At 51.7% G+C, this 1376-nt stretch carries 2 protein-coding genes; one reads left to right on the forward strand and one right to left on the reverse strand.

The features are described from left to right. Positions 1 to 391, forward strand: a 391-nt coding sequence (locus A3750_RS14575) for a 2Fe-2S iron-sulfur cluster-binding protein (protein ID WP_156498602.1), incomplete at its 5' end; no start/stop codon positions are given. A 129-nt stretch (positions 392 to 520) separates the two neighbouring features. Here the strand turns inward: A3750_RS14575 and A3750_RS14580 are convergent. Further along, positions 521 to 1376: zinc ABC transporter substrate-binding protein (locus A3750_RS14580; RefSeq protein WP_156498603.1), on the reverse strand; the 856-nt coding region annotated here is incomplete at its 5' end.

Raw genomic sequence — 1376 nt, forward strand, 5'->3', positions numbered from 1 at the left:
GCCGGCGGGCTTGAAGGACCTTGCGCTTGACGTGTTAGCCGAGCGGAATATCGCGCGAGAGCAGATACATATCGAGCAGTTTGTGTCATCGCTTACCGAGGCGAAGGGGCCGTTGCATAAAGTTGATGTGGCGCTTGCGGATGGGCAGACACATTCCTTATCTGTGGCATCGAATCAGACTGTACTCGAGGTTGCCAAAGCGGCTCGGATCCAGTTGCCACATGCATGTTCTTCCGGTACCTGTGGTTCGTGTAAGCTGAAAATCGAAGAGGGCGAGGCAGTGTCGATACCCAACTCTGTACCCGGCATTACCTCTGACGAAAAATCGGCAGGGTACACGTTGGCTTGCCAATGCAAACCCTTGAATCATCTTGTGTTATCTGAGAGCTGAACGAATACGCTGTTGTTTCCAAGTGTTGAGGTGTTGATAAGCCAGCATACCTCACTTCGATAGAGGTTTGTTCGTCGATCCCCGCGCAGAGAGAGCCCTAGATGGCTGATCCACCTAGGGCTGCTGCCGCTATTTTATGCAATCCGCTAAACTGGCGCTCATACCGAGAATCAGGCCAGAATAGTGTGCTTTACCCGTCGCAATGTCTGCGCCTAAAGGATCCATAACACCAATTCGTGTGACGGCGGAATCTGCGAAGATGTTTTTCACCAAACCTTCATTAAACTGCGGCTCGGCGAACACACAGGTAACGCCTAGCGTTTGAACCGTATTTCGAATTTCGGTTATCCGCGCAGGGCTTGGGTCTTCCGCGTCGCCCAGTGAAATAGAGCCTGCCGCTGCAATATCAAAACGCCTCTCAAAGTATTGATACGCGTCATGAAACACCACAAATCGAAGATCTCCAAGCTTGCTGACTTCTGCTTGTGTTTGTTCAATCAGCTGGTCAAGCGCCACGATCGCGGTGCTCGCATTCGCTTGATACGTTGTTGCATTCTCTGGGTCTTGCTCAGACAGTACGCGGGAGATCTCCGTTACCCATTGTTTTGCGTTTTCCGGGTCTAACCACGCGTGAGGATCGACCCCATCGTGAAGGTGCGCCTCATGGTCTGCGTGTTCTTCATCATGTTCGTCTTCGTGTTCATCGTGGTGATCGTCTTCATGGTCATGGTGTCCTGAGCTGAACAGCGAGAGAAAGCGATCGATCAAGCCGCCATGGTGCGCTTCATGTTCCTCGTTTGTTTTCGAATGCTCGGCATGATCATCCGCATGCGGTTCGTCGTGGTGTCCGTGTTCGCTCTCTTCGCTGTCGTGGTGAGCATGCTCTTCAAAGGTCGTGCCTTCACGGAAAGGGTAAGTCGTCGTTACTGCTAAATCCAACATGCCTACTTTTTTAGAGGAACTTGCCACGTTATCGATCGCTTTC

It is taken from the genome of Oleiphilus sp. HI0079 (assembly GCF_001635105.1).